The organism is Hymenobacter terrestris (genome assembly GCF_013377905.1).
GTDB classification, from domain to species: Bacteria; Bacteroidota; Bacteroidia; order Cytophagales; family Hymenobacteraceae; genus Hymenobacter; species Hymenobacter terrestris.
Window position 1 is genome coordinate 1 of sequence record NZ_JABKAV010000129.1, and the last position, 2,872, is coordinate 2,872.

Sequence of the window (2,872 nt, forward strand, 5' to 3'; positions counted from 1 at the left end):
ACTCGCTTATTGCGACGAGTAAACTGTACTCTGACGCTAGAGTATCAATTGCAAGTGCCTGTTTTTCAAGATAGTGCTCTCTATTAATCTTAGGGCAGTGGGGTTGCTGCTGAGTTAGCCGATTAACTTCTGTACCAAACTTTTAACCAAGGCCATGAATTTAGGGAAAGGGCAAACAGCTGAGTAAAGGTATTTCGGGCCAGTTTAGCGAAAGGGTAGCCAGGTAAACGAGCGCTATTCAAAATAAGGAGTATTTCTTTGTCAAACGGAGTTCATTTCCGTGGGCAAAGGTCGTCTTATGTGTGAAGCGTGTTTTGTACAGGGCTACTCGCGGTTTGACTCGTGGCAGACGTTTGAAGCCTTTGAACAAGAGTTGCGGCTCAAAGACCTGCAGTGGTGGGGAAGGCCTGTAACGTGGCCCGCCCGGGAGCCATTGACGGCCTATGAGCCGGACGCATTCCGGCAGTGCCGCACGTGCTCACAAGTGTGGGCCTTGTCGTCGCCCGACCATGCGTGGCGCGGCTATTTTCTGCCTGAGGACGAGGCCCTGGCGCACGTACAAGGCCTGCGTTCATCCGGCAAGGCCATCCCCTGGGGCTGTGCCGGAGTCATAGCCGCGAGCCTGCTGTTGTTGCTCGTGCGGTGGATGTGGTAAGGCAGTTTAGGTAAACGGTCTGATGGTAAACTAGCGCAATTCAGTTTAAGGAGGGAATGAGTGCGCTAGTGCTGCCGGGTTAAGGTCAGATAGTCTCGACAAAACTGGTAGCGATCGAGCGAGTCCGCGGCCGTGTAAAGGTGAAGCGTGTCCCCCGACAACCGGAATGCACTATGCTGAAAGAGACTGGTCTTCGTCGCCTGTTCGACTGGGCGGCGCTTCGGGGGACGGGAAGTCAACACGAGGTTGTTGCCAGCTTTGTGCCACGTTCCGGAGTAGGTGCGGGTCTTGCGCTCAAAGTGGTACTGGCTGGTGTAGCGAAAGCTCGAATCCGGCGACAGGATCAGCTTCAGGTACGAGTACCGCGGCCGTCCTCCTACGAAGGTTTCTTTCTGCTGCTGCGGAGTAAGGGCTTGCAGAAGCAGTAACAAGAGCGAAACGTGCATAGTGAGGGGAAAGCAACTACCGTTTAATCACGGCTTAAAGCTAAGTTGGAACGATAAGGTGAGCAGCCCTCTGCGAAACAAGAGTTTAGCGAAATGGTCCAAGCCTGAACTTACTGCGTTCAGGCTAGAGAGCGGTTAGCCAAGCGAGAAAGACGCTGAAATCCCCACCTTTGTGTGCTTCGCTGGCCGATTATTTCTCCGACCTTTCATGACCAAGCTTCCAACCGAAGCCGGTGCGTTCGATTTGGTGTGTACCCCTGATTGGCTCTACTACCGGGTGCAACGCACGCGCCTGCGCCACGTGCCCTACGCCTACTTCAAAACCGACACGGTCCACAACGTTGCCGTCACGGAACAGGAGTTCAACGAGGCCAAATACCGCGGGGCGGCCGGGCCGTACCAGGACGGGGAAGAAGTGGTTTACCTGCCCGGTGGCAACACCCTGCGCTGCTTTTACCAAGAATCGGTCGTCCGCTTGTTCACCCCGGACGGCACGCTGCGGCGCGCCTTGCCCGACGCCATTGCGCCCGTGTGCAGCTTCTACAGCATTGCGCTCGATGTCCAGGGACACTTGTGGACGGCCGACCCCTGCTACCACCAGGTGGCGCAGTACGACGTGACCACGGGCCGTCAGTTCTTCGCCTTGGGCGGGAACGAGGCGTGGGAACCCGGCGAGTTCGACCACCCGGAAGACATCGCCGTCTACGAAGAACACGCCTTCATCAGCGACATGGGCCATCAGCGCGTGGTGCTCATGAACACGCGTACCAAACGTTTCGGCACCTATCGCACGTTTGAGCAGCCGGTGTGGCAGTACCGACGCTTCCAGAAGCACGAGCTGGTGCGGCTGAACGACGGCATTTATCTCCTGTAAATCTGCTTCCGATTGTTCAGGAAAAGGGTCAATCTAGCAGAAAGGGCTTGTTACTGCCGGCGCCACAGAGCCCAGATGTAGCAATCGGCGTGGTGCTCGTCGGGGTTGTTGTCGCGCAACGCTTGGCGAATCCGAACGGCTTGCGCGTGCGTGCTGAGTAAGCCGACAGCGTTGAGGTCGCCGGGGCTAAAGGTTTCGGGAAAGCCTCCGCAGTTGAGCAACGCGCTGGCGCTACCGTCCTTATCAAGCAGGTCGTAGCCAGCAAACGTAAAGCCCAACAGAGCCCGCGCCTCCGCCGGGTCAGTCGGCTCTTTGGCCACCGCTATGAACGAATAGCGGGCCGGGTCCAGGTGGGCTACTTGCGCTTCCAGGTACGCACGGTCGTGGTACTGGTCGGCGGTAAAGTCTTCCCACACCACGTAGTCGGCTTCTTGTTCGAAGTCTTGGGGGTGCACCGTCGGGCACAGCATTGGGTCCAACGAAATGACTTCGCACAGGTGCGTTAGGCAGGAGAAGGCCAGGTAAGAGCGCCACGCTTCACCGTCCGACGGGCTTAGGGTTTCCACAGCGGTGTAGCGAAGCGAATGCACGGAGGGATGGGATGCAATAGGTACGCGCCAAGGTACTTCTTCTCAGCCACACAACCGGTTAAATGCAGTCTACCTAAAGGGTCCCAAGCTAAACGTGGCAATTCAGTTGAAGGAGCGTACCGGCATATGTCAGTCGTAAAGCTGCATCATGCTCATGCCATTCTTAGCCATCAGGAACATAAATACCAATACCGCAATGCCCGTGAGTGCTTCCCTCGCGCTTCGGCCCACAACGGCTGTGTAAAGAGTCGTGCCAAGCAGCGCGAACGCAGGAATGAGATTATAAAAGGTCATACCAAATAGCAGA

3 protein-coding genes are annotated in these 2,872 nt (G+C 56.5%); 1 reads left to right on the forward strand and 2 read right to left on the reverse strand.

The window, feature by feature from the left end:
• Nucleotides 1-720: 720 nt before the first annotated feature.
• Complete coding sequence (locus HW556_RS18175; RefSeq protein ID WP_176901536.1) at nt 721-1,101, reverse strand: hypothetical protein; 381 nt, start codon at nt 1,099-1,101, stop codon at nt 721-723.
• A gap of 208 nt (nt 1,102-1,309) precedes the next feature.
• Here HW556_RS18175 and HW556_RS18180 point away from each other — a divergent pair, with 208 nt between their 5' ends.
• The gene (locus HW556_RS18180; RefSeq protein WP_176901537.1) at nt 1,310-1,975 is read left to right on the forward strand and encodes an NHL repeat-containing protein; all 666 of its coding nucleotides are present in this window, start codon (nt 1,310-1,312) and stop codon (nt 1,973-1,975) included.
• Between the two features lie 50 nt (nt 1,976-2,025).
• Here the strand turns inward: HW556_RS18180 and HW556_RS18185 are convergent, their stop codons facing one another.
• On the reverse strand, nt 2,026-2,565 hold the full coding sequence (locus tag HW556_RS18185) for a hypothetical protein (protein ID WP_176901538.1): 540 nt from the start codon (nt 2,563-2,565) through the stop codon (nt 2,026-2,028).
• Nucleotides 2,566-2,872: the final 307 nt, after the last annotated feature.

Excerpts from the sequence above, each read along its gene's own strand:
- HW556_RS18180 (WP_176901537.1), top strand. The coding sequence starts at position 1,310 with ATGACCAAGCTTCCAACCGAAGCCGGTGCGTTCGATTTGGTGTGTACC.
- HW556_RS18175 (WP_176901536.1), bottom strand. The coding sequence starts at position 1,101 with ATGCACGTTTCGCTCTTGTTACTGCTTCTGCAAGCCCTTACTCCGCAG.